The sequence below is a fragment of the Streptomyces sp. NPDC029674 genome (assembly GCF_044903205.1).
In the GTDB taxonomy this organism is placed as follows: Bacteria; Actinomycetota; Actinomycetes; order Streptomycetales; family Streptomycetaceae; genus Streptomyces.
On record NZ_JBJDPY010000004.1, the window covers coordinates 150,678 to 175,947 of the forward strand.

23 protein-coding genes are annotated in these 25,270 nt (G+C 71.4%); 17 read left to right on the forward strand and 6 right to left on the reverse strand.

Annotation, left to right across the window (positions count from 1 at the left end; all coding sequences use genetic code 11):
• Positions 1 to 9 precede the first annotated feature (9 nt).
• The 3 genes from ACI2L3_RS11120 to ACI2L3_RS11130 all read left to right on the forward strand — a co-directional run bounded on the left by ACI2L3_RS11120 (position 10) and on the right by ACI2L3_RS11130 (position 2,383).
• Positions 10 to 990 (forward strand): carbohydrate ABC transporter permease, encoded by a 981-nt coding sequence (locus ACI2L3_RS11120; protein WP_404752058.1) that lies wholly within the window; start codon positions 10 to 12, stop codon positions 988 to 990.
• Positions 987 to 1,868 carry a carbohydrate ABC transporter permease gene (locus ACI2L3_RS11125; RefSeq protein WP_404752059.1) on the forward strand — a complete coding sequence of 294 codons (882 nt, stop codon included), beginning with the start codon at positions 987 to 989 and terminating at the stop codon, positions 1,866 to 1,868. The genes ACI2L3_RS11120 and ACI2L3_RS11125 overlap by 4 nt, the downstream gene beginning before the upstream one ends.
• A 74-nt stretch (positions 1,869 to 1,942) precedes the next feature.
• On the forward strand, positions 1,943 to 2,383 hold the full coding sequence (locus ACI2L3_RS11130; RefSeq protein ID WP_404752060.1) for a four-helix bundle copper-binding protein: 441 nt from the start codon (positions 1,943 to 1,945) through the stop codon (positions 2,381 to 2,383).
• Positions 2,384 to 2,453: 70 nt separating this feature from the next.
• On the opposite strand, the gene ACI2L3_RS11135 is transcribed toward ACI2L3_RS11130, so the two are convergent.
• Complete coding sequence (locus tag ACI2L3_RS11135; RefSeq protein ID WP_404752061.1) at positions 2,454 to 3,077, reverse strand: isochorismatase family protein; 624 nt, start codon at positions 3,075 to 3,077, stop codon at positions 2,454 to 2,456.
• A 108-nt stretch (positions 3,078 to 3,185) separates the two neighbouring features.
• On the reverse strand, positions 3,186 to 4,178 hold the full coding sequence (locus tag ACI2L3_RS11140) for a GlxA family transcriptional regulator (RefSeq protein WP_404752062.1): 993 nt from the start codon (positions 4,176 to 4,178) through the stop codon (positions 3,186 to 3,188).
• Positions 4,179 to 4,368: 190 nt separating this feature from the next.
• Here ACI2L3_RS11140 and ACI2L3_RS11145 point away from each other — a divergent pair, with 190 nt between their 5' ends.
• The 10 genes from ACI2L3_RS11145 to ACI2L3_RS11190 all read left to right on the forward strand — a co-directional run bounded on the left by ACI2L3_RS11145 (position 4,369) and on the right by ACI2L3_RS11190 (position 14,512).
• A complete protein-coding gene (locus tag ACI2L3_RS11145; protein ID WP_404752063.1) occupies positions 4,369 to 5,121 on the forward strand; it encodes a class I SAM-dependent methyltransferase in 753 nt (250 codons plus the stop codon).
• Positions 5,118 to 6,257: a FecCD family ABC transporter permease gene (locus tag ACI2L3_RS11150; protein WP_404752064.1), complete on the forward strand. Its 1,140-nt coding sequence runs from the start codon at positions 5,118 to 5,120 to the stop codon at positions 6,255 to 6,257. Before ACI2L3_RS11145 ends, ACI2L3_RS11150 begins: the two co-directional genes overlap by 4 nt.
• Positions 6,258 to 7,061 (forward strand): ABC transporter ATP-binding protein, encoded by an 804-nt coding sequence (locus tag ACI2L3_RS11155; protein WP_404752065.1) that lies wholly within the window; start codon positions 6,258 to 6,260, stop codon positions 7,059 to 7,061. It begins immediately after the preceding gene.
• Positions 7,058 to 8,074, forward strand: a complete 1,017-nt coding sequence (locus ACI2L3_RS11160) for an ABC transporter substrate-binding protein (protein ID WP_404752066.1) — start codon at positions 7,058 to 7,060, stop codon at positions 8,072 to 8,074. The genes ACI2L3_RS11155 and ACI2L3_RS11160 overlap by 4 nt, the downstream gene beginning before the upstream one ends.
• Before the next feature lie 7 nt (positions 8,075 to 8,081).
• Positions 8,082 to 9,203 (forward strand): pyridoxal-phosphate dependent enzyme, encoded by a 1,122-nt coding sequence (locus ACI2L3_RS11165; RefSeq protein ID WP_404752067.1) that lies wholly within the window; start codon positions 8,082 to 8,084, stop codon positions 9,201 to 9,203.
• Positions 9,200 to 10,483 carry an ATP-grasp domain-containing protein gene (locus ACI2L3_RS11170; RefSeq protein WP_404752068.1) on the forward strand — a complete coding sequence of 428 codons (1,284 nt, stop codon included), beginning with the start codon at positions 9,200 to 9,202 and terminating at the stop codon, positions 10,481 to 10,483. The genes ACI2L3_RS11165 and ACI2L3_RS11170 overlap by 4 nt, the downstream gene beginning before the upstream one ends.
• 53 nt (positions 10,484 to 10,536) lie before the next feature.
• On the forward strand, positions 10,537 to 11,760 hold the full coding sequence (locus tag ACI2L3_RS11175) for an MFS transporter (RefSeq protein WP_404752069.1): 1,224 nt from the start codon (positions 10,537 to 10,539) through the stop codon (positions 11,758 to 11,760).
• 128 nt (positions 11,761 to 11,888) lie between these two features.
• Positions 11,889 to 13,088 (forward strand): acyl-CoA dehydrogenase family protein, encoded by a 1,200-nt coding sequence (locus tag ACI2L3_RS11180; RefSeq protein WP_404752070.1) that lies wholly within the window; start codon positions 11,889 to 11,891, stop codon positions 13,086 to 13,088.
• A gap of 76 nt (positions 13,089 to 13,164) precedes the next feature.
• Positions 13,165 to 13,905 (forward strand): hypothetical protein, encoded by a 741-nt coding sequence (locus ACI2L3_RS11185; RefSeq protein ID WP_404752071.1) that lies wholly within the window; start codon positions 13,165 to 13,167, stop codon positions 13,903 to 13,905.
• 46 nt (positions 13,906 to 13,951) lie between these two features.
• A complete protein-coding gene (locus ACI2L3_RS11190) occupies positions 13,952 to 14,512 on the forward strand; it encodes a GNAT family N-acetyltransferase (protein WP_404752072.1) in 561 nt (186 codons plus the stop codon).
• A 36-nt stretch (positions 14,513 to 14,548) separates the two neighbouring features.
• On the opposite strand, the gene ACI2L3_RS11195 is transcribed toward ACI2L3_RS11190, so the two are convergent.
• The 4 genes from ACI2L3_RS11195 to ACI2L3_RS11210 are packed head-to-tail and all read right to left on the reverse strand — an operon-like array spanning position 14,549 to position 19,822.
• Positions 14,549 to 15,025, reverse strand: a complete 477-nt coding sequence (locus tag ACI2L3_RS11195) for a (2Fe-2S)-binding protein (protein WP_404752073.1) — start codon at positions 15,023 to 15,025, stop codon at positions 14,549 to 14,551.
• Between the two features lie 25 nt (positions 15,026 to 15,050).
• Complete coding sequence (locus ACI2L3_RS11200) at positions 15,051 to 17,333, reverse strand: molybdopterin cofactor-binding domain-containing protein (protein ID WP_404752074.1); 2,283 nt, start codon at positions 17,331 to 17,333, stop codon at positions 15,051 to 15,053.
• Between the two features lies 1 nt (position 17,334).
• Positions 17,335 to 18,558, reverse strand: coding sequence for an oxygenase MpaB family protein (locus ACI2L3_RS11205; protein ID WP_404752075.1), 1,224 nt, complete (start codon positions 18,556 to 18,558; stop codon positions 17,335 to 17,337).
• Positions 18,559 to 18,592: 34 nt separating this feature from the next.
• Positions 18,593 to 19,822, reverse strand: coding sequence for an oxygenase MpaB family protein (locus tag ACI2L3_RS11210; protein ID WP_404752076.1), 1,230 nt, complete (start codon positions 19,820 to 19,822; stop codon positions 18,593 to 18,595).
• A 119-nt stretch (positions 19,823 to 19,941) separates the two neighbouring features.
• Here ACI2L3_RS11210 and ACI2L3_RS11215 point away from each other — a divergent pair, with 119 nt between their 5' ends.
• From ACI2L3_RS11215 to ACI2L3_RS11230, 4 genes are all read left to right on the forward strand, one after another.
• Entirely contained in the window at positions 19,942 to 20,625 is a 684-nt protein-coding gene (locus ACI2L3_RS11215) for a TetR/AcrR family transcriptional regulator (RefSeq protein WP_404752077.1), read from the forward strand.
• A 42-nt stretch (positions 20,626 to 20,667) separates the two neighbouring features.
• Positions 20,668 to 21,810 (forward strand): acyl-CoA dehydrogenase family protein, encoded by a 1,143-nt coding sequence (locus tag ACI2L3_RS11220; protein ID WP_404752078.1) that lies wholly within the window; start codon positions 20,668 to 20,670, stop codon positions 21,808 to 21,810.
• A gap of 89 nt (positions 21,811 to 21,899) precedes the next feature.
• Positions 21,900 to 22,856, forward strand: coding sequence for an oxygenase MpaB family protein (locus tag ACI2L3_RS11225; protein WP_404752079.1), 957 nt, complete (start codon positions 21,900 to 21,902; stop codon positions 22,854 to 22,856).
• Positions 22,838 to 25,078, forward strand: a complete 2,241-nt coding sequence (locus ACI2L3_RS11230) for a tetratricopeptide repeat protein (RefSeq protein ID WP_404752080.1) — start codon at positions 22,838 to 22,840, stop codon at positions 25,076 to 25,078. The genes ACI2L3_RS11225 and ACI2L3_RS11230 overlap by 19 nt, the downstream gene beginning before the upstream one ends.
• Positions 25,079 to 25,270: the final 192 nt, after the last annotated feature.

Consider the following 25,270-nt stretch of genomic DNA (forward strand, 5'->3'; position numbering starts at 1 on the left):
CGCCCCCTCATGTCTGACACCACGTCCGCCGCGCCGCCGACACCCCAGCCGCCCCCGGCCACCACCCGCCACCGCAAGGACCGCGCCACCGGCCGCCCCACCGCGCCCACCCGCTCCTGGCGCGACCGTCCGCTGCGGCGGATCACCCCGTGGCTGTTCCTGCTCGCGCCACTGGCGCTCCTGGTCACGTTCACCTACGTCCCCGTGGGCAACATGATCTATTACAGCTTCACGGACTGGGACGGGGTCAGCCCGGACCGGAACTTCACCGGGCTCGACAACTACGAGCAGCTGTTCACGCGGCCCGAACTGTTCCGGGTCTTCTTCGTGAGCTTCTACTACCTGGCCGCGTCCGCCGTGCAGATCGTCATCGCGCTGTACTTCGCGACGGTGCTCAGCTTCGATCTGCGCTTCCGCAACTTCTTCAAGGGAATCCTGTTCTTCCCCTACCTGATCAACGGCGTCGCCATCGGCTTCGTCTTCCTCTACTTCTTCCAGGACGGCGGCACCCTCGACTCGATCCTGTCCTGGTTCGGCGTCGGCGGCGACCACGCCTGGCTCGGCGACCCCGAGTCGGCCAACACCTCGCTCGCCGGGGTGTCCGTGTGGCGTTTCACCGGCCTCAACTTCGTGCTCTTCCTGGGAGCGATCCAGTCGATCCCCGGTGAGCTGTACGAGGCGGCCCAACTCGACGGCGCCACCCGCTGGCAGCAGTTCCGGCACATCATCGCGCCGAGCATCCGGCCCGTACTCAGCCTCAGCGTCATCCTGGCGATCTCCGGCTCGCTCGCCGTCTTCGAGATCCCGTACATCATGACCGGCGGCGCGACCGACACCTCGACCTTCGTCATCCAGACGGTGAAGCTCGCCTTCCAGTTCAACAAGACGGGCCTGGCCTCGGCCTGTGCCGTCGTCCTGCTCCTGATCATCCTGCTGGTCACCTGGATCCAGCGCCGGCTCGTGCCCGACGACAAGGTGGACCTCGTATGACCACGCTCACCACGCCCGCCCGGCCCACGCGACCCGCCCGGCCCACGCGCCACAGGCGGCCCCGCATCGGCACGGCGCTGACCTACCTCTCCCTGGTCGTCGCCTCACTCGTGGTGCTCATTCCGCTGGTCGTCGTCTTCCTGACCTCGCTCAAGACGTCCCGGGAAGTGACGGACGGCAGCGCGATGAGCCTTCCGGACGACTGGCTGAACTTCTCCAACTACGCGACCGCCTTCAACGACGGCAAGATGCTCATGGCGTTCGGGAACACGGCGTTCATCCTGCTGTTCTCGATCACCGGCACCGTGCTCATCGGATCCATGACGGCATACGCGATCGACCGCTTCGAATTCCGCCTCAAGAAAACCGTCATGGCGCTGTTCCTGATCGCCACGCTCGTCCCCGGAGTGACGACGCAGGTGGCGACCTTCCAAGTGGTCAACAGCTTCGGCCTGTTCGACAGCCGGTGGGCGCCCATCCTGCTCTACATGGGCACCGACATCGTGTCGATCTACATCTTCCTGCAGTTCATCAGGTCCATTCCCACCTCGCTCGACGAGGCGGCCCGGCTCGACGGCGCGAACACCTTCACCATCTACCGCAAGATCATCCTGCCGCTGCTGAAGCCGGCGATCGCGACCGTCGTCATCGTCAAGGGCATCACGACGTACAACGACTTCTACATCCCGTTCCTCTACATGCCGTCCGAGGACAAGGGCACGATCTCCACGGCGCTGTTCCGCTTCAAGGGGCCCTTCGGCGCGCACTGGGAGAACATCTCCGCCGGGGCGATCCTCGTGATCCTGCCGACGCTGCTCCTCTTCCTCTTCCTCCAGCGCTACATCTACAACGGCTTCTCCCAAGGGGCCACGAAGTAGGGCGGCACGGTACGGCGGCTGGTTTTATCCGCCACGCGGCGGCTACCCGGGCGGGACCGAAGGGAGGGGTCCCCGTGACAACGACGACATCCCGGACTGCCGTGCGGACCACGCCGACGAGGGAGCGGGAGGAGCGGCAGGAGCGGCAGGAGCTCAGCCACCAGGACCTCGTCCGCTATCTGGAGGACCGCTTCGCCTGCGCGCAGGCCTGCGACGACTGCGTACGCGCGTGCACCATGCGCCAGGGCCCGGCCGAGTCCGGAGACGGGTCCCGGCTCAACACCGCCTGCGCCGACGTCTGCGACGCGACCTACCGCCTCCTCGCCGACCAGAGCGATCGGAGCGACCCGGGCGACCAGGACGAGCAACGGGTCCGTATGCAGGTCGAGTGGTGCCGCGCGGTCTGCCTCCAGTGCGCCGCCCTCTGCGGCCTGAACCCCGCCTCGGCCGGCTGCGCCGACGCCTGCCGCCGCTGCGCGAAGGCGTGCGACGACTTCCTGACGACACTGGGCTGAGGGCCGGGCGGGGTCATCTCCCGGGGGCGGGCCGGCTGCCCGGGCGTGGCGGCTGCCCGGGCGGCGCGGATCAGGCCGGCAGGTCCTCGACGGTGCGGACGACGGGACCGAACCGGTCCGTGATGGTGGTCAGGGCGGCGGCCCCCAGCGCCTGTGCGGACACCACCGTGCCGTCCGGCGCGGTGAGCGCCCGCGTGGCGGTGGCCTCGGCGACGACGGTGGGCCGGTAGCCGTGGTTGACGGCTCCCTGGGCGGTGAAGGCGACACACATGTGCGTCATGAAGCCCGCGAGGACGAGGTCCTTGTCACCGCCGGGGGCGAAGCCCAGCCCCGTCAGCGTCTTTTCGAGGTCGGTGTCCCGGAAGGAGTCCGGGAACGTCTTGACGATCACCGGTTCGCCGTCCAGCGGAGCGACCTCGTCGCTGATCGAGCCGATGTGGGCGCGGATGTCGTACGGCGTGTTCTCGCCGCCGTCGTTGATGACGTGGACGATCGGTATGCCCGCGGCGCGGGCCCGCGCCAGCAGCCGGGCACCCGCCGCGAGGGCCTCGTCGGCGCCGTGCAGCTCCATCACGCCCGTGCGGTAGGTGTTCTGATAGTCGATCAGGACGAGTGCGGAATCGGCGAGCCGGGGCGGCCGGTTGTCCAGGCCGAAGACGTCGCGCAGGGACTTGGACGGGTTGACGGTGCTCATCAGGTGCCTTTCCAGGGGGAGTTGGGCATGGCGGGGCTCGGGACCTCGCGGTCATGCCAAAGGTGTTCGGTACGGGTACGGGTACGAGTGCTGGTGGCCCGGGCCGCGTCAGGTGGTCTGGGTACGGAAGCGGCGGCGGTAGGCCACCGGTGTGGTGGCGAGTTGTCGGCGGAACGCCCGGTGCAGGGTCTCCACCGAGCCGAGCCCGGCCGCGGCCGCGACCCGGTCGAGCGGGCGGTCGGTGGTCTCCAGCAGGCGCCGGGCGACCTCGATGCGGGCGGCCTCCACGTAGGACGCGGGGCTGGTTCCCGTCTCCTGGGTGAAGACGCGGGCGAAGTGCCGCTCGCTCAGACACATCCGGGCGGCCAGGGCCCCCGTGGACAGGTCGTCGTCGAGGTGGTCGGTGATCCAGAGCCGTAGTTCGTCGATGTCGCGACGGCTGGTGGCGGAACGGCCGAGCGGCACCGAGAACTGGCTCTGGCCGCCCTGCCGTTTGAGGTAGAGCACGAGCTGTCTGGCCACCGCCAGAGCGGTCTGCTCGCCCTGGTCCTCGGCGACCAGGGCCAGCGCGAGATCCAGGCAGGCGCTGATGCCTGCCCCGGTCCACAGCCGGCCGCGGTCGGTGCGGACGAAGATCGGGTCCGGGTCGACCGTGACGGCCGGATGGTCGGCGGCGAGCTGGGCGGCGGTCGACCAGTGGGTGGTCGCCGTCCTCCCGTCCAGCAGCCCCGCCGCGGCCAGCACATGCGCCCCCACGCACACCGAAGCCACGCGCCGGGCGTGCGGGGCGGTGTCCTTCACCCAGGCCACGACGGCGGGATCGACCCGCGCCCGTGGCCCGTCGTCGGTCAGGTCCACCGCGCCCGGTACGAGCAGCGTGTCCACGTCGGCGCCGACCTCGTCGAACGAGAGGTCGGCGAGGAGCCGCACGCCCGCCGACGTCCGGACCGCGCCGGCGGCCGGCCCGGCGAGGCGGACCCGGTACCCCGCGCGGCCCCCGGTCTCCCGGTTGGCCAGCGCGAAGACCTCGGCGGGGCCGGTGACGTCGAGGAGGTCGACATCGGGGAAGACCGCGACGACCACCCGGTGTGTGAGGGGCATGTCCCCATCCTCACCGCAGGACTCCATGGCCGCAATGACGGTTCCCTGTCACATCCGGACATGGGGACGCCGGACCCGCGGACCACGTGGCGCCGACTCGCCGGGAACCAGAACGGATCTCCGTCCGACCACTGCACAGAGCCCCAGCACACTCCACGAGCACGACGCACCGGAACGAGGCGGCAGCTGTATGCACTGGTACGAGGACGACGGATTCTGGTCGGACTTCTCCGGGACCATGTTCTCCGAGCGCAGACGCGCGGACGTCGAGAGCCTGGTCACCGATTCGCCGCTGCTCGACTTCCCGGCCGGGAGCCGGGTGCTCGACCTGTGCTGCGGGCCCGGCCTGTACCTGGTGCCGCTGGCCCGCCGCGGCTGCGAGGTGACCGGGGTCGACCTCAGCGCGGCCATGCTCGAGCGGGCCGACGCCGCGTGCGCGGCCGCCGGGGCCGACGTCAGGCTGGTCCGGGCCGACATGCTGACCCACGTCGAGCCGGAGACGTACGACGTGGTGCTCAACCTCTTCACCTCGTTCGGCTACTTCGACGATCCGCTCGACAACGAGCGCGTGCTGCGCAACGCCCACGACTCCCTCGTACCGGGCGGCCGGCTGCTCGTCGACGTGATGGGCAAGGAGGTCCTCGCGGGCTGGATCGGCAGGCCTCAGCTCGTCGAACTCGACGGCGGGGCCTACGTGGTGCAGCGCGACACCGTCCTCGACAGCTGGACCCGGCTGCGCACCGACTGGACCCTGGTGCGGGACGGGGAGGCGCGCGAGTCGTCCATCACCTCCTTCCTCTACAGCGCGGCCGAGCTGCGCGCGCTCTTCGAGTCGGCCGGCTTCACCGACGTGCGGTGCTACGGCGGCTTCGACGGCGGCCCCTACGACAACCACTCGAAGCGGCTGATCGTGACCGGCACCCGGCCCGAGGGCACTTCATGACCCAGGCCGCGTCCGCCACGCCGGCTCCCGGCGGCGCCGCACGCTCGCGCGGCGCACCGCACCAAGGCTCCACGGGCCGTCCCTCGGCGGACCGGCCCGCGGGGCGCGGCCGCCTGCTGACCACGCTGGTGGCGCTCTCCGTGACGCTCGCGCTCTCGATCCTGGCCGGCATCGCGCTGGGACCGACCGTCGTACCGGTCGGCGACGTCGTGCACTTCCTGACCGCGGCCCTCACCGGCGGCGGCATCGGCGCCGACGAGGTGACCGGGTACTCCATCGTGTGGCACGTGCGCACCCCACGGGTGCTGCTCGCCGCGGTCGTGGGCGCCGGGCTCTCCGTCGTGGGCGTCGCCATCCAGGCGCTGGTGCGCAACGCCCTCGCGGACCCGTTCGTGCTGGGCATCTCGTCCGGCGCCTCGGTGGGTGCGACCGGCGTCGTCGTCTTCGGGATCTTCGCCGGGCTCGGGGTGTACGCCCTGTCGGCCGCCGCGTTCCTCGGTGCCCTCGGCGCGACCGTGCTGGTGTACCTGGCCGCGCGCGGTCCGCTGGGGCTGACACCGTTGCGGCTGGTGCTGACCGGGGTGGCGCTGGCGTACGGCTTCCAGGCGCTGATGAGCGTCCTGGTGTTCCTCGCGCCGAACGGGCAGGCCGCGCGGACGGTGCTGTTCTGGCTCCTCGGCAGCCTCGGCTCGGCGACCTGGGAGTCACTGCCCCTGGTCACCGCGGCCGTGCTCGTCGCGATCGTGGTGCTGCTGCGGCACAGCAGGTCCCTGGACGTGCTTTCGCTCGGCGACGAGACCGCGGCCAGCCTGGGCGTGGACGCGGACGGATTGCGGCGCGGGCTCTTCGTGCTCACCGCGGCCGTCACCGGGCTGATCGTCGCGGTCAGCGGCGCGATCGGCTTCGTCGGCCTCGTGCTGCCCCATGTGGTGCGGATCTGGGTCGGCTCCACGCACCGGCGGGTGCTCGCCGTCGCGCCCCTGGCCGGGGCCTGCTTCATGGTCTGGGTCGACCTGGTGGCCCGTACCGCGTTCGCGCCCGAGGAGTTGCCGCTCGGCGTGATCACCGCGCTGATCGGGGTGCCGGTGTTCGTCGTCCTCATGCGCCGCCGCGGCTATCTCTTCGGAGGCCGGTAAATGGTCCTGTCCCTACGTGACTTGACGGTCGAGGCGGCCGGACGCGCCCTCGTCGACCGGCTGAACATCGACGTGGCCGCCGGTTCCGTCGTCGGGATCGTCGGCCCCAACGGCAGCGGCAAGTCGACCGCACTGCGCTGCGTCTACCGAGCCCTGAGGCCGACCTCCGGGGCCGTGCTGCTCGACGGGACCGACCTGACGTCGCTGAAGCTTCGCGACAGCGCCCGCTCGGTCGCCGCCCTCACTCAGGAGAGCCACACCGAACTCGACTTCACCGTCGAGGAAGTGGTCGCCCTGGGCCGCGCCCCGCATGCGCGGGGCAACCACCCCCTGACCGCTCGCGAACGTGACCTGTGCGAGCAGGCGATGGACCGGCTGGACGTCGCGCACCTCGCTGACCGCAGCGTGCTGAGCCTCTCCGGAGGGGAGCGGCAGCGGGTCCTGGTCGCGCGGGCGCTGGCCCAGGAGCCCCGGCTGCTCGTCCTCGACGAACCCACCAACCACCTCGACGTACGCCACCAGGTGGAGCTGCTGTCGTTCCTGCGCGGCTCCGGACTGACCGTGCTGACCGCTCTGCACGACCTCAACCTTGCGGCCCAGGTCTGCGACCGCATCGCCGTGCTCGGCGCCGGCTGTCTGGTCGCCGCCGGCGCCCCTGCCGAGGTCCTGACCCCGGAGCTGGTCCGGAAGGTGTTCGGCGTCGACGCGGCCGTCGTACCCCACCCACGAACCGGAATCCCCCAACTGCTCTACGACCTCGCGCCGGCCTCCGCCGACGCGTCCCCGGAAGGACCACACTCGTGACCAGACCACCGTTCCCCCGAGCCCTCACCGCCGGGTTCCTGGCCACCGGGCTCCTGCTGACCGCGGGCTGCGGCGCCGAGGTCGAACGGGCGGCGGACAGCAAGCCCGTCACCGTCACCGTCTCCAACTGCGGCAAGGACGTCACGTACACCCGCCCGAAGCGGGCGATCGCGTACGACGTGAGCGGCGCGGAGAAGATGTTCGCCCTGGGGCTGGACGACCGCATGCGCGGATACGTCATGAACAAGCTCGGCGACCCCTCCATCAAGGGCTCGCCCTGGCGCGAGAAGTACACCGAGGTCGACCGTCTCGGCACCGAGCGCATCACCCGGGAGATCGTCGTCGACGCGAACGCCGACTGGGTGCTCGCGGGCTGGAACTCCGGCTTCAGCGAGGAACGCGGCATCACACCCGCCCTGTTGGACAAGGTGGGCGTCGCCAGCTACCTGCACACCGAGACCTGCTGGGACTACGGCAAGAAGAACGCCGGTGACACCGATGTGTCACCGCTCCAGGCGCTCTACACGGACCTGGACAACCTCGGCAGGATCTTCGGCGTCGAGAAGCGGGCCGACAAACTCGTCACCGGCCTCGAGAACCGCGTGGCCGCGCTGAAGAAGACCTGGCCCGACAAGGGCGACCCGGCCAAGGTGTTCGTCTACGACTCGGGCACCGACCAGCCGTTCACCGCCGGCCGGCACGCCGCGCCGGACAGCATCATCACCGCCGCCGGCGGCACCAACGTCTTCGGGAACCTCGACAAGGGGTGGACGACGGTCGGCTGGGAGCCGGTCATCAAGGCCAGGCCCGACGTCATTGTGATCGTCGACTATGCGGACCAGCCCGCCAAGGAGAAGATCGCCCACCTCAAGTCGCTGCCGTCCCTGAAGTCCGTTCCCGCGGTGAAGAACAACCGCTTCCACGTCATGTCGTACGGCGACGTCGTCAGCGGCCCCCGCAACGTCACGGGCGCCGAGGACCTGGGCCGCTACCTGCGCTCGGTCGGGCGGTGACGGCGACGTGACGCCTACCGAGACCGCCCACGGCACCGCGCCCGGCCCTGCCCCCGTCCCGGCTCCCACCCCGGTCCACGAGCACATCACCGACGCGATCAAAGCCCCCGACCTGCTGCGGCTCTCCGGCAACGCCGTGCTCGCCCGCTTCGAGACCCTCAAGGTCTACGCCGCCCTCGGCGCGGTCCGCACCCTGCTGGAGCGCGGCACCGTGCAGCCGGGCCAGACCCTCGTCGACAGCTCCAGCGGCATCTACGCCCTCGCCCTGGCCATGGCCTGCCACCGCTACGGACTGCACTGCCACATCGTCGCCTCCACCACCGTCGACGCCACCATGCGCGCCCAACTGGAAGTCCTCGGCGCCACCGTGGACCAGATGCCGCCCTCGAAGGACCTGCGGCTCGACCAGGAGGGCCGGGTCCGGCGGGTTCGCCGCCTGCTGGCCGAGCGGCCCGGGATGCACTGGATGCGCCAGTACCACGACGCCGTCCACTACACCGGCTACCGGGAGTTCGCCGCCCTCGTCGACCGCGCGCTGCCCGGCGTGCCGCTGACCGTGGTGGGTGCCGTGGGCACGGGCTCCTCCAGCGGGGGCCTCGTCCGGGCGCTGCGCGGGCGCGGGCGTGACGTACGTCTGCTGGGCGTGCAGCCCTTCGGCAGCGTCACCTTCGGCAGTGAGGGATTCAGCGACCCCGAGGCGATCATCGCCGGAATCGGCAGCTCCATCCCGTTCGACAACGTCCACCACGACCTCTACGACACCGTCCACTGGCTCGACTTCCGGCACGCCATGGCGGGCGCCGTCGGCCTGCTGCGGGAGCACGCCGTGTTCGCGGGGCTTTCGACCGGCGCCGCCCACCTCGTCGCGGGCTGGGAGGCCGCCCGCGACCCCGACCGCACGCACCTGGTCATCGGCGCCGACACCGGACACCGCTACACGGACCGCGTCTTCGCCCGGCACCGCGAGGCCCTCGATCCGCGCACCCTGAAACCGCACCAGATCACCGACCTCGCCGACCTCACCCCGCCGTGGTCGGCGATGGAGTGGAACCGCAGGCGTTACGACGTACGCCACGACTCATTCGCCGCCCCGCTCGGCGCGCCATCTCAGGAGGACCGGACACCGTGACCATCGCCGCTCTGGAAGCACTCACCTTCGGCCTCGGCCGCCTCGTCGAGGCGGCGGGGAATGCCGGGCACCGGCTCTGCCTGCTCACCGGCGACCGTGACGTCTACCGCCACGAACTCGCCCACCTCGACCCCGGGGCGCTCGACATCGTCGACCTGGACACCACCGACACCGCGGCCTGCGCCGACGCCCTGGCCGCGCTGCCCGGCCTGAAGGGGCTCATCAACTCGACCGATACGTGGGGCGTCCCGGGCGCCGACCTCGCGGCCAAGTTCGGCCTGCCGGGCCCTGACCCGAGCGCGGTCCGCCTGCTGCGGGACAAGAGCCGGGTGCGCGCCCTCCTCCACGAGCGGGGCCTGAGCCGCAGCGGTGCCGTCGACGTACCCGCCGATGTCTCCGCGGCCGCCGAGATCCTCCGTACGGTCGGCCTGCCCGCCGTCCTGAAGGACTCCGCGGGCACGTCCTCCCGCAACGTGTGGCCCGTACGCGACGAGCGACAGCTCCGTACGGCCCTCACCGAGGCAGCTCAACGCGCTTTCAGCGGGCGGCTGTTCGCCGAGCGCTACTTCTCCGGACCGGTCTACAGCGCGGAGACCCTCGGCTGGGAGGGCGAGACGAAGCTGCTCGGCGTACTCAGCCGCCAGATGTCGCCCGAACCCTCCGTCCGCGAGGAGGCCGCGGCCTTCCCCGTCGCCTTCCCACGCCCCGAACTCGCCCTGATCGAGGAGTGGGTGGGGCGCGTGCTGGCCGCCGCGGGCCACGACAGCGGCTTCGCCCACGTGGAGTTCGTCCTCACCGCGGACGGTCCGGAGCTGGTGGAGATCAACCGCCGCATCGGCGGCGCGCTCGTCGGTGAGGCGCTGTGCCGGGCGCTGGACACCAACGTGTACGACGCCATGGTCGACACGGCGCTGGGCCGGCGCCCCGCGCTGCTGGACGCACTGGATGCCCTGCACCCGCTGGACTTCCCGGACGCTCCTGCCACCGCCTTCGTACTCGTCTACCCCGACCGCCCCGGCACCCTCACCGGCTGGAGCGGCCTCGACGGCCTGTCCGCGTTCCCCGGCTCACCCGAGTGGTATCCCACCGCCGTCCCGGGCCGACGCGTGGAGCACCTGAGCGACCAACGCGGCTGCACCGGCATCCTGCTGGCCGGGGCAGCCACCGCCGAGCTGGCCCTGCACCGGGCGCTCAGCGCAGCCGGGAGCATACGCCCGACCATCGAGACCGACACCGAGACCGACACCGGGACCGGCGTCGACACCGACGACCGGGGATGACGAAGGCACCGTCGCGGAAACCGCCCGGACGGCCGGGCCCCCGCCTCGCACGGTTGACCGAACTCACCGGCCCGCAGTACTTCCTGCTGGCCGGGTCGTTCCTCATACCTCTGGGCAGCTTCGCCGTGCTGCCCTTCATGTCGGTCCTGCTGCACGAACGGCTCGGCATGGGGCTCGGCACCGTCGGCGCGGTGCTCGCCGTCGCCTCGTTCGTGCAGTTCTCGGGCGGCGTCGTCGGTGCCGCCATCGCCGAACGCATCGGCCTGCAACGCACCATGCTGCTCGCCCTGCTGGTCCGCACCGCCGGGTTCGCCGCCTTCCTGCCCGGACTGGGCCGGCCGGCGGCGGCGATCACCGCGCTCTTCCTCGTCTCCTGCGGGGCCGCGCTCTATCTGCCGGCGAACAAGGCGTACTTGGTGCACGGCGTGGGGGAGGACCGGCGCCCGCTGCTCCTCTCCGCGAGCAGTTCCGCCCTCAACGCCGGGATCGCGCTGGGCCCGATCGCCGCCGCCCCGTTCATACTCACCGCCTCGGCCGGTTTGTTCACCGCCGTGACGGCCCTGTTCGCACTGATCACGGCGGGGCACGCGCTGCTGCCCGTAGAGACGCACGAGGAGACGCACGAGGAGACGCACGAGGAGACGCACGAGGACCGACCGGAAAAGGCGGAGCAGGCAGCCGCTCGGCAGAGAGGCGCCGGGCCGCTCCCCGCGCACCTCCCCTTCGCGATGACCGTGCTGAGCGTGTACGCCTTCATGTTCTTCCAGCACTACCTCGCGCTCTACGTCGTGGGCAGGACCTCGACGCTCTTCTACAGCCTCGTCCTCGCGCTCTACGCCCTGCTCCTCGTCGTCACCCAGCCCCTCCTGTCGGACCGGATCGCCCGCCTGCCCTACTCCCGCGCCCTGCGCGTCGGTTTCGCCTCGCTGGCCGCAGGCATGGCCGCGCTGGCCCTCGGCCACCCCGCAGCCATCCTGGCCGGAGCGCTGCTCATCTGCCTCGGGGAGGTCGTCCTCTTCCTCAAGAACGACCTCGAAGCCCTGGCCCGGTCCGCCCGGTCACCCGCCGTCGTCTTCGGCCGTCAGCGCATGGCGGCCGGGATCGGCGCGTTCGCCAGCGGGATCGCGGGAGGCGAAGGCTACGCATGGGCCGAGCGCTCCGGCCACGCGAACCTCTTCTGGCTGGCGGTCGCGGCGCAGTGCGTGCTGCTGCCGCCGCTCCTGATCCGGACCCTGCGCCGCCTCCGCCGTCCCGTAGGGGCCGCCGCCGGGAGCTGAGCACCGTCGCACCGTCCATTCCCTATTTCTGCAACGGGTTCTACTGTGTGCGCCGTCAGGTCCGGGACCGAGCGATCCGGGCGCGCCCGGGCGCGCCGGGCAGTGAGCCAGTAGAGCCTGGAGGGGCCGTGCACCTCGAATACACGCCTGAGCAGCAGCAGTTGCGCACCGAGCTGCGTGCGTATTTCGCCGAGCTCGTGCCGGACGACTCCTATCAGCGGTACGGCGAACCCGCGGCCCAGAAGCGGTTCTACCGGGAGACCGTCCGGCGCCTGGGGGCCGACGGGTGGCTCGGGGTCGGCTGGCCGGAGGAGTACGGCGGGCGCGGGCTCTCGCCCATGGAGCAGTTCATCTTCTTCGACGAGGCGGCGCAGGCGGGCGTACCGCTGCCGCTCATGGCCCTCAACACCGTCGGCCCGACCATCATGCAGTTCGGCACGGACGAGCAGAAGGCGTACTTCCTGCCCCGGATCCTCTCCGGCGAGCTGGACTTCGCCATCGGCTACAGCGAACCCGACGCCGGTACGGACCTCGCGTCGCTGAAGACGAAGGCGGTCAGGGAAGGCGACGAGGCCACCGGCCACTACACGGTCAACGGGCAGAAGGTCTGGACCACCAACGGCGACACCGCGGACTGGGTCTGGCTCGCCGTCCGTACTTCGACGCCCGAAGAAGGAGTTCCGCTCCACAAGGGCATCACCATGCTCCTGGTCCCGACCAGCGACCCCGGCTACTCCTGCACCCTCATCAACACGCTCGCCTCGCACGACACCACCGCCAGTTACTACGAGAACGTCCGCGTCCCCGTCTCCCGCCGCGTCGGCGAGGAGAACAAGGGCTGGCGCCTCATCACCAACCAGCTCAACCACGAACGCGTCACCCTCGCCGCCCACGGCACCATGGCCATCCGCGCCTTCCACAACGTGCAGCGGTGGGCCATGGACACCAAGCTGGCGGACGGCCGCCGGGTCGTCGACCTCCCCTGGGTCCGCGGGCGGCTCGCCATGACCCACACCAAACTCGACGCGATGAAACTCCTCAACTGGCAGATGGTGAACGCCGTTCAGGAAGGCACCCTCACCCCGCAGGACGCCTCCGCCGTCAAGGTCTACGGCTCCGAGGCGCGCCGTGACGCGTACGCCTGGCTCATGGAGGTCGTCGGGGCGGCCGGCGCCCTGAAGGAGGGCTCGGCGGGCGCGGTCCTCCACGGCGAGCTGGAACGCGGCTACCGCTCGGCGGTGATCTTCACGTTCGGCGGCGGGAACAACGAGATCCAGCGCGAGATCATCTCCTGGATCGGCCTGGGGATGCCGCGCGTGCGCCGCTAGTGCGCCGCTGGAGGGAGCTCCGCCCGGGGCGCCGCGGACGCTTCGTCCGCTGAGCAAGCGGCTAATGTCCGCACGTATGACCGATTCTCAGACGCGCGGCCCGGTCGTGGGCGACCTCGCGAGACCGTCGCCCCGCTCCCGCCGCGCCTTATGGCTCGCCGCGGGCGCCACCGCCTTCCTACTCGTCGCCGATCTCGCCACCCGCGCCTACAACCACTACGACGCCATCCCGACGATCCGCAGGCTCGTGAACGTGGATGTGGAGGCCAACCTCGCCACCTGGTGGAACAGCACGCTGCTCCTGACCGTGGCGGGCACGGCGCTGATCGCCGCGCTGCTCAGCGGGCGCGGCGCGCGGCCCGGGCGGCTGTCCTGGCTCGGTCTCGCCGCCGCGACGGCCCTGCTCAGCGTCGACGAGACGGTCTCCTGGCACGAACGCCTCGGCGAGGTCGGCCGGTCGTGGAAGGAGTGGGCCGGGGGCTCGCTGCCCACGCACGCCTGGGTGCTGCCCGGCGCGGCCCTCGCGGCGGCGGGCACCGTGTGTGCCGTGCTGTGGGCGCGGAAGCTCCCGCGCGACCTCCGGTACGGGCTGCTGGGCGCGCTCGCGGTCTACCTGGGCGGAGCGCTGCTGACCGAGGCGTTCAACGGGTGGGCGCTCGACGGCGGCCACAGCACCGTCCTCATGCTGGGCACCCTCGTTGAGGAGGGCTTGGAGATGGGCGGCTGCCTCGTCGCCCTCGCGGCCCTGAGCCGGTACGTGGTGCTGGAACACGCCCCGGGCAGCGGGCGGATGGCGATCCGCCTACGGGACGGCTGAGGCGAACCGCCGGAGTACTCACACGGGTGTGCGATACGTTGCCGCCATGACTGAGCCCGGACCCGTCGCCCTTGCCCGGCCCTCCGCCCCGATCAGAACCGAGCGGCTCGTGCTCCGGGAGTCCGAGGCCCGGGACCGTGCCGCGTTCATCGAGCTGTTCGCCTCACCTGAGGTGGGCACCTACACCGGTGGCCCCCGACCGCGCGACGAGCTCGAACGCGCGGTGCCCGAGGTGCCGGGGCGGCGCCCCGGCTTCTTCGTCGTCGAGCTCGACGGAGCGATGATCGGCATGGTCACGCTCGACCGGCGCGGCGCCGAGCGTCCGGGACACGTCCGTCCGGAGGCCGGAGAGGCCGAACTCGGCTACATGTTCCTGCCCGGGGCGTGGGGACGCGGATACGCCGCCGAGGCGTGCGCCGCGGTACTCGACTGGTTCGCCGGCACGCTGCCCGGCGAGCCGGTGGTCCTCTGCACCCGGAGCGCCAACGTCCGCGCCATGCGCCTCGCGGCGAAGCTCGGGTTCACCGAGGTGGAGAGGTTCGAGGAGTACGGCGCCGAGCAGTGGTTCGGCGTGCTCGCTCGCGAAGGGGCGCGGATCCGGGAGTGACCGGGGCCCGGCCGCGCCCCCTTCTGCCGTCGGCGGTCACATGTTCCGTGCCCCCGCCCTGACCGCCTCACGTATGCGGAAGTACGTTCCGCACCGGCAGATGTTGCGGATGCCGTCGAGGTCCGCGTCGGTGATCTGCCGGTTCTCCTCGGCGGCGCGTGCGACCAGGGCGACGGCGGCCATGATCTGGCCGGGCTGGCAGTAGCCGCACTGGGCCACGTCCTGGTCGAGCCAGGCCTGCTGCATCGGGTGCAGGTCGGCGTCCACCGTGGCCGGGAGCCCTTCGATGGTGGTGACCTCGTCGGTCGGCCGGAGGTCCTTGACGGGGATGGCGCAGGGGTTGGCGGCCTTGCCGTTGAGGTGGCTGGTGCAGGCCTTGCAGACGTTGATGCCGCAGCCGTACTTCGGTCCGGTGACGCCCAGGACGTCGCGCAGCACCCACAGCAGCCGCACGTCGTCGGCGACGTCGACCGTGACCTGCTCGCCGTTGAGTCGGAAGGTGTGCTCGGGCACGGGGGGTTCTCCAAATGGTCGGCGGTCAGCGGACGTGGTCCAGGCCGTCGGTGGGGGACTGGGGGATCGGCGGGACGGTCGGTTTCGGCGTGAAGGAGAGCTTCCCGTGGTTGATCGGGAACGTGGTCGGCATCGTGCCCGTCGCCCGGCCGTACGCGCAGGCGACCGCGGCCGTCGACGCGGCGACACCGAGCTCTCCGGCGCCGCCGGGCTTCCCCGTCGTGCCGGGCATGACGACGATCTCCAGCTCGGGCGGGGTGTTCCACTGCCGGGTGTAGAAGTAGTTGTCCCAGCTGGCCTCCAGGAAGTGCCCGTCGCGCAGGTGCAGGCTGGAGGTCAGGGTGAGGGCGATGCCGTCCATGAGGCAGCCCATCATCTGGGCCTCCAGGCCGCGGGGGTTGACGGCGAGCCCGACGTCCACGGCGATGACGGCCTTCGTGACCCGCGGGCCGGTGACGCCGTCGCGGACGGGCCGGTCGACGGTCTCGGGCCGGCAGTCGATCTCCACGAGGACCGCGCTCGTGGCGTGGTACTCGGAGTGCACGGCGATGCCCTGCGCCATGCCGGCCGGCATCGGGCGGCCCCACTTCCCGACCTCCGCGGCCTTCTCCAGCACCGCACGCGTGCGGTCGTCGCGGAGGAAGTCGCGGCGGAAGGTGAAGGGGTCCTTGCCCATCCGCGCGGCGAGCGCGTCGACGATGAGCTCACGGGCGCAGGTGACGTCGGGGGAGTAGACGTTGCGCATGCTCCCGGTGTTGAAGCCCTTGTCGGTCTCGCTGAGCAGGCGGCTGTGCACGCCGAAGTCGTACGGCATCGACTGGGACAGGTGGAAGAAGGTCTGGGAGAAGCCGATGTCGCCCACCGGCAGCTTCGCGGCCATGGCGGTGAAGAGCTCGCCGAGGCCGTGCCCGAGGTCCGTGGAGACGCTGGTGTGCCGCTGCTTGTAGCTGAGCACGGTGTCGCCTGCGTAGGCGACGCGTACGCGTGAGGTGGCCATGGGGTGGGTGCGCCCCTGGCGGGAGTCGTCGGCGCGGTGCCACATGAGCTTGACGGGTTTGCCGAACTCCTTGGAGATCTCGGCGGCTTCCAGCGCGGCGTCGAAGAACAGCTTCCGCCCGAAGGAGCCGCCGCCCTCGGTCACGTGCACGATGACCGCGCTCAGCGGAAGCCCGAGCCGGGCGGCGATGGCCTGTCTGGCGACGATCGGCGCTTTGAGGGAGCCCCAGATCTCGGCCCGGTCCGCACGCACGTCGGCTATCGCGCAGTTGGGTTCGAGCGCGCTGTTGCTGCGGAAGTGGAAGGTGAACGAGGCCTCCACCGACGGTGTCAACGGAGGCAGCCCGAGCGGCGGTTCGGCCGCCCGCAGCTCCTTGAGCACCGTCTCGTCGGACTTCCCCGCCGCGCTGCCGGGCTTCCACGACACGCGCAGGGCCCGTACGGCGTCGATGCACTGGCCGAAGGTCCGCGCGCGGACCGCGACCCCGGTGGAGATCACCGCGGCATCGGTGACCCCCGGCATGGCCCGTACTTCTCGGAGGTTGGCGACCGAGTGGACCTTGCCGTTGATGGTCGGCGGGCGGCAGACCATGGTGGGCTCGGCGTCGGGTATGTCGAGGTCCATTGTGAACTTCTTGCGCCCGGTGACCGCGGCGAGCGCGTCGACGCGGTTGTGCGGCCGGCCGATGACGGTGAACTGCTCGCGGTCCTTGAGCTCGACGGACATCCGCCGCGGCGCACGGCTCGCGGCCTTCTCCGCCAGCGCGCCGATGCCCACGCGACCGCCCGCCCCGTCGCTGACGACCCCGGCCTTCAGCGTGAGGTCGCCGGCCGCCGCGCCGAGTTCGACCGCCGCCGCGTCGAGGAGCCGGCGCCGGGCGAGGGCCGCGGCCACCCGGATCGGGGTGTAGGTGGAGATGGTGGTGTTGGACGCGCCGGTGAGCTGGTTGAACACCAGCTCGGGGCGTGCGTCGGCCAGGGTGACCCGGACCCGGTCCAGGGGGACGTCCAGCTCCTCGGCGATCAGCATGGCCGTCGACGTCGTGATGCCCTGCCCGACCTCGGCGCGCGGCAGCGCGAACGACACGGTGCCGTCCCTGCCGACCTCGACCGTGATCAGGTTCGAGGTCGGCAGGGCCGCCGCGGTCATCACGTCGTTCAGGTCGACCAGCTCGGTGACGTCCGGTGACGGCACCGCGGCCTCGGCTTCGGGCGCGAGCTGGGCCGCGGTCACCAGGGTCGGAGCGGCGAGCACGTAACCGAGGAAGCGACGCCGCCCGATGCCGGGCGTACTCGACTGCGGTTCCGCCATGTCAGCCGGGCCGGTTCGCGTCGGGGATCTCGAGGTGGATGGGCCTGCCCTCGGACAGGTAGAGCAGGACGAATCTGCGGAGTGCCTCCTCCATGGCCCAGGCGGCCTCCGGGACCAGGGGCAGCGGGATCAGCTTCTCCCGGAAGGCCACCAGGAGCGGCCAGGACTTCGAGATCAGCGGCTGCCAGAAGGGTTCCCTGGACAGCCCGATCATGTCGCCGATCCGGTCGCCGAGCGTGTACCTGGAGAACGCGCTGACCAGCGGCCGGGTCACCCCGGCGTCGAGCTCGGCGATGAGGTCGAGGAGCACCTCGGTCAGTTCGACGCCCTCGTCGGTGCGGGCGAGTACCGGGTCGAGGAGCTGCCGGGACTGGGCGTTGGCCGCGTCCCAGGTGGCGGGGATGTACTCGTCGTGGACGCCGAGCATGTGGGCGGTCACCTGCCACACGTGCAGGTAGGCCTCGGACTCGGCGCGGGAGACCGGCACCTTCCAGTCGAGCAGTTTGCGCATGACGAAGGTGGCCAGGCTGTGCCAGGTGACCAGCACGTCCGCCTGGCTGATGGGGATCTGCTGGCCGTCGCTGGTCCTGGACCACCCCGGTGACTTGGGCAGCAGGTTGCGTACGGCCGCGTGGACGAGCCGGGTCCGTACCGCGGTCGCGATCATGGAGCCCTCGGGACGGTACGCGTCCAGGTCACCGACGTCGTACCCGAACTTCGCTGTCTTGGCGATGCGGTCCTTCATGTCCGCGCCGCCCTTGGAGTAGTAGACGGCGCGTGCCTCCCTGGGGATCGCGGTGCTCATGAGGCCGCTGCCGAGGCCGTACAGCGCGCCGACGTAGATGCCCTTGGTCCTGTTGAACCGGGCGGCGGTCTCCAGCTTGTCGCGGTCGGCCCACGCGGGCAGCCGGCGCGCCTTCTCCATGAACGCCCGCAGGTCCTGGGGGAGTCCGTCGGGAAGGGGCTGGTCGTTGCGGGTCCAGTTCCGCAGCAGTTGGTTGACCTTCGGTATGTCGCCGCGGTCGAGCAGCGAGCCGAGCAGCCGGTCGGCCTCGTCGTCCCACACCCACTGCGGGTCGGTGCCCGCGCCCGCTCCGGCGACCGAGCCGCTCGCGGCCCACGACCACAGGGGCCGTGCGCCGGCCGGCGCCGCCGCGCCGAGCACGCCGAGCGCGCCCAGCGCGCCGCCCGTGAGCAGCATCTTGCGTCTGCTGAGTTCGTCCATGAGCGCAACTCCTCCTTGGTGTCCGCCCGTTGGTTCAGGCGGGGCGGTTGGTGTCGGGGATGTCGATGTGAATCTCGCGCCCCTTGGAGAGGTAGAACAAGATGTACTTTCTGGCCGCCTCGTCGATCGTCCAGGCGATCTGCGGCACCAGGGGCAGCTCGATCAGCTTTTCGCGGAAGGCCACGAGTGGCGGCCAGGCGGTCCTGATCGCCGTCTCCCAGAACGGTTCGCGGGGGATGCCGTCCCAGTCGGCGACCCGGTTGCCCACGAGGTACCGGGCGAAGGCGTTGACGAGGGGGCGGTCGACGCTGCCGGGGCTCGTCTGCTCGGCGAGCTGGCCCAGCAGGATGTCGGTCAGCTTCACGCCTTCCGGCGTGGGGCCGAGCACCGGGTCGAGCAACTGCCTGGACTGCGCCTCGGCCGCCGCCCAGGTCGCGGGGATGTACTCGTCGAGGATGCCCAGCATGTGGGCGGTCACCTGCCACACGTGCAGATAGGCCGCGGACTCGGCGGAGGTGATCGGGACCTTCCACTCGCGCATCTTGCGCATCGCGTAGGTGGGCAGCGTGTGCCAGGTGACCAGCATGTCCGCGAGGCTGATGGGGATCTTCTGGCCGTCGCCGGTGCCGGTCCAGCCCGGCGACTTCGGCAGCAGGTTGCGTACCGCCGCGTGCACCATGCGGGTCTTCACCGCTTCCACGACACAGGTGCCGTCGGGCCGGTACGCGTCGAGGGCGCCGACGGCGAAGCCGAGCTTGCTGGTCTTGGCGACGCGGTCCTCCATGTCGGCGCCGCCCTTGGAGTAGTAGACGGCGCGCGCCTCGCGGGGGATGGCGGTGCTCAGCATGCCGCCGCCGATGCCGTTGAGGATGTTGAGGTAGAGGCCCCTGCTCTCGTTGAACTTCGCGGCCGCTTCGAGCTTGGCACGGTCCGCCCACGGGGGCAGCCTGCGCGCCTTCTCCATGAATTGCCGCAGGTCGCCCGGGAGTCCGCTCGGGAGGGGCTGGTCGTTGCGGGTCCAGGTCCGCAGGAGTTCGTTGATCCTGGACACGTCGCCCCGTTCGAGGACGGCTCCCAGGAGTTCGTCGGCCTCGTCGTCCCACACCCACTGCGGGTCGGTGCCCGCGCCCGCTCCGGCCACCGAGCCGCTCGCGGCCCACGACCACGTGGAGCGCGCGCTCGCCGTCGAGGCCGTGCCGAGCACGCCGAGCGCGCCCAACGCGCCGCCCGTGAGCAGCATTTTGCGCCTGCTGAGTTCGTTCATGCCAGGAACTCCTCCTTGAGTCGCCTCAGCGCCGGCTGATACCCTGCCTGATACTCTGATACAGAATCTGTTGCTGTGTTTCATCGAGAGAAGCACAACCCGGATCGGAGCACCAGACTGTGGAACCCGCATTTCCCTTTCTCGCCGCGCCGCAGGACTCGGGCTCCGTGCTGGACCGCGCGTTCGCCGAGGCCGCCGAGCGGGCCGACGACGACCATGACCAAGTCACCGCGCGCGTGCTCGACGCGGCCTTCGAGCAGTTCCGCCGCATGGGGATCCGGCGGTCCACGATGGAGGACGTGGCCCGCCGCGCGGGCGTCTCCCGGATCACGGTCTACCGCCGGTTCGCCTCCAAGGACGCACTCGTCGAGCAGGTCGTGCGCCGCGAATTCCGGCGGTACTTCGACCAGTTCATCGTCGACGTCCAGGGCGCGGAGACCGTCGCCGACCGCGTGGTCCTCGGCTTCGTGAGCTCCCTGCGCGCCATCCGCGGCAACCCCCTCATCGGCGGCCTGATGGACGCCGAACCGGACGCGGTCGTGCCGTCCATGACCACCGACGGAGGCCGCACGCTGGCCGTCGTCCAGCAGTTCGTCGCGGGCAGGCTCCGCCGCGAACAGCAGGCGGGCAACGTGGCGCGGGACGTGGACGTGGACGTCGTCGCCGAGATGATGGTCCGGATGTCGGCGTCCTTCCTGGTCATCCCCAGCCAGGTGGTCGACCTCGACGACGAGGAGCAAGTCCGGGCGGTGGCACGGCAGTTCCTGGTGCCGATGCTGGGGCCGCCGCCCACCGCTCGGTGAACGTCATGTGCCACTGCCCCTGTTCGAGGAGGAACGCGCACCATGCCACGAGTCCTGACGGACGAGCGACGCGACCTGGTCAAGGCGATCGGTGACTTCTGCCGCCGCGAGTGCGGCACCAAGGAACAGCGCGACAAGCTGACCGACGGCGGCCGGGAGCCGCACAACCAGAAGCTCTACGAGAAGATGGCGGAGCTCGGCTGGCTCGGCATCGTCGTTCCGGAGGAGTACGGCGGCGCGGGCCGCGGCATGGCGGACCTGTGCCTGTTCCTGGAGGAGACCGCGTACGGCCTCGCGCCGATCAGCGGCTTCGGCACCACGGTCATCGCCGCCGCGGCGTACGACAAGTTCGGCACCGAGGACCAGAAGCGCGTCGTCCTCCAGGGCGTGGCAGCCGGGCGGGTCGAGGCCATCTCGATGTCCGAACCGGGGGCCGGCTCCGACGTGGGCGCGCTCACCTGCCGCGCCGACCGCGCCGACGGCGGCTATGTGATCAACGGGCAGAAGGCCTGGTGCTCCAACGCGCACATCGCGGACCACATCCTGCTCATCGCCCGTACGTCGCACGGAGCGTCGAAGCACGACGGGCTCACCCAGTTCATGGTGCCGAGCGACATCGCGGGCCTGGAGATCAGAGGCATCGACACGATGGGCGGCCGCGAGGTCAACGACCTGTACTTCACCGACTGCCGCGTCCCCGACTCGGCGGTCGTCGGCACCCCCGACCAGGCCTGGCCGCAGCTGATGGCCGGACTGAACCTGGAGCGGATGATCCTCGCCGCCCTGATGCTGGGCACCGCCCGCCGCGCCTTCGACGACACCCTCCAATACGTGCGCCAGCGCGAGCAGTTCGGCCGGCCGGTCGGCTCCTTCCAGGTGCTCAAGCACCGCATCGCCGACATGGCCACCGAACTCGAATGCGCCCGGCTCCTGGTGGACGACGTCGCGGCGGCCATCGACGCCGCACCCGGCCGGGTGTTTGCCCGCGAAGCCTCCATGGCCAAGCTCAAGTGCACCGAACTCGCCAAACACGTGACTCTGGAAGGCATGCAGATGATGGGCGGCTACGGCTATGCCACGGAGTACGGCATGGAAGCCCTGCTCCGCTCGACCGTCGTGTCCACCGTGTACGGGGGGACGAGCGAGATCCAGCGAGACATCATCGGCCGGACGTACGGGCTGTAGAGCTGGCCGTACGGGCTGTAGGGAAGGGGCGAGGAGCCGCGATACTGGTCGCGGACGTTCGGCGTCACCCGTCAGGAGATGGTCGCACCATGCCCGATCACATATCCCCGTCCCGGCTCGACTGCCGGCCCGACCCCGGGCTCTTCGGGCCGGCCTCCGTGACCTGGCAGGCACACTCCGACCCCATGATGTGGATCGCCGGCATCCGGGCCCTCTACCTCCAGGCCCTGCACCCGCGCGCCGTCCGCGGAGTCATGGAGAACTCCGACTTCCGGAAAGACGCCTGGGGCCGCCTCATGCGCACCGCCCACTTCGTCGGCACCACGACCTACGGCACCACCGAGGTCGCCGAGAAGGCGGGCGCCCGGGTACGGAAGATCCACACGATGCTCGAGGCCACCGACCCGGAGACGGGGGAGCGCTACGGCGTCGACGAGCCCGAGCTGCTGCTCTGGGTGCACTGCGCGGAGATCGACTCCTACCTCCACGTCGTACGCCGCTCAGGGCTCCGCCTCACCGACAAGCTGGCCGACCGTTACGTCGACGAGCACCGGCAGAGCGCCCGCCTGGTGGGCCTCGACCCCGCCGGCGTACCCGCGTCGACGGCCGAACTCGCCGCGTACTTCGAGGAGATGAGGCCCCGGCTCGCCGCCGGGCCCGACGCCCGCGCCGTCGACGACTTCCTCCGACGCCCGCCGGCCCACCCCCTGCTCGTCCCGGCGCGCGACCTGCTGTGGCGGCGCGTGGCGAACCTGGCGTACGCCTCCCTGCCGCCGTACGCCCACGAGCTGTACGGCAGAACCGCCCCACCACCCGCCACGGTCACCCGCCGCCTCGTCCTCACCGGCACCGCCCTGCGCCGCATCCCCACGCGTATACGCTGGCAACTCCCGCCCAAACACATCCTGCGCGCCATGGCCCGCCTGGGCCCCGGCAGCCGCCCCGCCCCGTACAAACTCGACAGACTGAACGCCATACTGGACGGGCCGGGGAGGGCGCAGCGAGGCAACGGGGGCGACAACACGAGATGGCGGACACCAGGCTGATCCAGAGCCGGTACCGGCTCCTGGATCTGATCGGGCGCGGCGGGATGGGCGAGGTGTGGCGGGCGCGCGACGAGTCGCTCGGCCGCCAGGTCGCCGTCAAATGCCTCAAGCCGATGGGGCACCAGCACGATCAGTCCTTCACACGCGTGCTGCGCGAGCGCTTCCGGCGCGAGGCGCGCGTCGCGGCGGCGCTCCAGCACCGCGGCGTCACCGTCGTCCACGACTTCGGCGAGTACGAGGGCGTGCTGTACCTCGTCATGGAACTCCTCGAAGGACGCAACCTCAGCCAGCTCCTGGAGGACAACAAACAGCATCCCCTGCCGGTCGCCGACGTCGTGGAGATAGCCGACCAGGTCGCCGCGGCCCTCGCCTACACCCACGAACAGGGCATAGTGCACCGGGACCTGAAGCCCGCGAACATCATGCGGCTCGCCGACGGCACCGTGAAGATCTGCGACTTCGGCATCGCGCGGCTCGGCGCCGACATCGGCTTCACCTCGCGCCTGACCGGCACGGGCATCGCGATGGGCACACCGCACTACATGTCGCCCGAACAGATCGGCGGCGACCCCGTCGACCACCGCAGCGACCTCTACTCCTTCGGCTGCGTCCTCTACGAGATCGCCACCGGCGCCCCGCCGTTCGACATGGAGGACGCCTGGGCCGTCCTCGTCGGCCACCGCGACACCGCCCCCGCACCACCCCGCAGGCACCGCGGCGAACTGCCCGAGTACTTCGACCGGATCGTCCTCGACCTGCTCGCCAAGGAGCCCGGCGGCCGCCCGCACGACGCCCGGGAGCTCGGCCGCCGCATCGCCGCGGGCCGCACCTCGCTCACGTACGTCCCGACCGTCGCCACGCCCGCCGTGCGCCGCCGCCCCGACCACCTGCCGCCGCACGAACCGCGGCTGCCGTCCTGGACCCGCGGCATGACCACCGGGCACAAGGCGTCCGGCGCGTCCGTGCTGCGCACCACACCGCCCGACGCGGCCGCGGGCCTGACCGGCGAGTGGATCCCGCGCATCGACGCCCGCCGCGCCGCGGCCCCCCGCCGCCCCGAGCGGCCCACCCCTTCCCCCGAGCTGGTCGCCACCCTCACCAGCCGCCACAACGCCGGGCTCAGTCTGGGCCGGCTCGGCCGCTGGGCCGAGGCGGGCGAGGTGCACCGCGCGGTCGCCGCCGAACGCGAGCACGCCCTCGGCCCCGACCACCCCGACACGCTCGCCAGCCGGTACGAGGTCGGCTTCACGCTCAGCCGCACCGGCCGCGCCGCTGACGCCCTGCGCGAGTACGGCCGCGTCGCGCAGGGCCGGGAGCGCACCCTCGGCCCCGAGCACCCGGACACGCTCGCCGCACGCCAGGAGATGGCGTACGTACTGGGCCAGCTCGGGCGCCACTTCGAGGCCCACCAGACGTACACCTCGGTGCTCGCCGCCCGCGAGCGCACGGCGGGACCCGACCACCCGGACACACTGCGCTGCCGCCACAACCTCGCGTACAACCTGAGCCGCCTCGGCCGCCTGGAGGACTCCTACCAGCTGGCCGAGGAGGTCGCGGCGGCCCGCTCCCGCGTGCTCGGCCCGGCCCACCCCGACACCCTCGTCACCCGCTACGAAGTGGCGTACGCGCTGGGGCAGTTGGGGCGCTGGCCGGAGGCGCTGCAGACCTACCGCGAGGTCGCCGACGCGCGGATGCGGGCTCTCGGCGCCGACCACCCCGACACGCTCGCCGCCCGCTACGAGGTCGGCATCAGCCTCGGCCGGCTCGGCCGCAGCGCCGAGGCGCTGGAGGTGTACCGCGACCTGATCGCGGACCGTACGCGCGTCAACGGCCCGGCCGACCCCGAGACGCTGCGCGCCCGGCACGGACTCGGTGTGAATCTGGGACGACAGGGCCGCTGGGAGGAGGCGCTCGCGGAGGCCCGGGACGTGTGCGCCATCCGCGAGCGGGTCCTCGGCCCCGACCACCCCGACACGCTGGTGAGCCGCCGCGAGGTCGCCGTCGGCCTCGGCTGGCTCGGCCGCTGGGCCGACGCGCTCACCGAGTACCGGAGGGTCGCCGCGGCCCGCGAGCACGTCCTCGGCGCCGACCACCCCGACGCCCTCGCCAGCCGCAACGACGAGGCCCACTGCCTGGAACAGCTGGGCCGCGGCACGGAGGCCGTCGCGCTCTACCGCCGGGTGGCGGCGCTCCGGCAGCGGCGGGGTGCCGGAAGCCACTGAGAGCCTGTCTTTGAACCCCCGCCTGCGCCCCGACGCCCGGCACGCCCTCCCCCAAGCTCTCGGCTCCGCTCGAGCAGGGGGGACCCCCATGCCGCACGGCGCCCCAGGACAGGTGGCTCCGCCACGAACGCCGCTGCGCCCGCGCTCCGCGCGGACGACGGGGGTTCAAAGACAGGCTCTGACGGAGTCGAC

What these genes read in the sequence shown, in the direction of transcription:
- ACI2L3_RS11120 (WP_404752058.1), top strand. Translation starts at nt 10, where the DNA reads ATGTCTGACACCACGTCCGCCGCGCCGCCGACACCCCAGCCGCCCCCG.
- ACI2L3_RS11125 (WP_404752059.1), top strand. Translation starts at nt 987, where the DNA reads ATGACCACGCTCACCACGCCCGCCCGGCCCACGCGACCCGCCCGGCCC.
- ACI2L3_RS11135 (WP_404752061.1), bottom strand. Translation starts at nt 3,077, where the DNA reads ATGAGCACCGTCAACCCGTCCAAGTCCCTGCGCGACGTCTTCGGCCTG.
- ACI2L3_RS11140 (WP_404752062.1), bottom strand. Translation starts at nt 4,178, where the DNA reads ATGCCCCTCACACACCGGGTGGTCGTCGCGGTCTTCCCCGATGTCGAC.
- ACI2L3_RS11145 (WP_404752063.1), top strand. Translation starts at nt 4,369, where the DNA reads ATGCACTGGTACGAGGACGACGGATTCTGGTCGGACTTCTCCGGGACC.
- ACI2L3_RS11150 (WP_404752064.1), top strand. Translation starts at nt 5,118, where the DNA reads ATGACCCAGGCCGCGTCCGCCACGCCGGCTCCCGGCGGCGCCGCACGC.
- ACI2L3_RS11155 (WP_404752065.1), top strand. Translation starts at nt 6,258, where the DNA reads ATGGTCCTGTCCCTACGTGACTTGACGGTCGAGGCGGCCGGACGCGCC.
- ACI2L3_RS11185 (WP_404752071.1), top strand. Translation starts at nt 13,165, where the DNA reads ATGACCGATTCTCAGACGCGCGGCCCGGTCGTGGGCGACCTCGCGAGA.
- ACI2L3_RS11190 (WP_404752072.1), top strand. Translation starts at nt 13,952, where the DNA reads ATGACTGAGCCCGGACCCGTCGCCCTTGCCCGGCCCTCCGCCCCGATC.
- ACI2L3_RS11200 (WP_404752074.1), bottom strand. Translation starts at nt 17,333, where the DNA reads ATGGCGGAACCGCAGTCGAGTACGCCCGGCATCGGGCGGCGTCGCTTC.
- ACI2L3_RS11205 (WP_404752075.1), bottom strand. Translation starts at nt 18,558, where the DNA reads ATGGACGAACTCAGCAGACGCAAGATGCTGCTCACGGGCGGCGCGCTG.
- ACI2L3_RS11210 (WP_404752076.1), bottom strand. Translation starts at nt 19,822, where the DNA reads ATGAACGAACTCAGCAGGCGCAAAATGCTGCTCACGGGCGGCGCGTTG.
- ACI2L3_RS11220 (WP_404752078.1), top strand. Translation starts at nt 20,668, where the DNA reads ATGCCACGAGTCCTGACGGACGAGCGACGCGACCTGGTCAAGGCGATC.
- ACI2L3_RS11225 (WP_404752079.1), top strand. Translation starts at nt 21,900, where the DNA reads ATGCCCGATCACATATCCCCGTCCCGGCTCGACTGCCGGCCCGACCCC.
- ACI2L3_RS11230 (WP_404752080.1), top strand. Translation starts at nt 22,838, where the DNA reads ATGGCGGACACCAGGCTGATCCAGAGCCGGTACCGGCTCCTGGATCTG.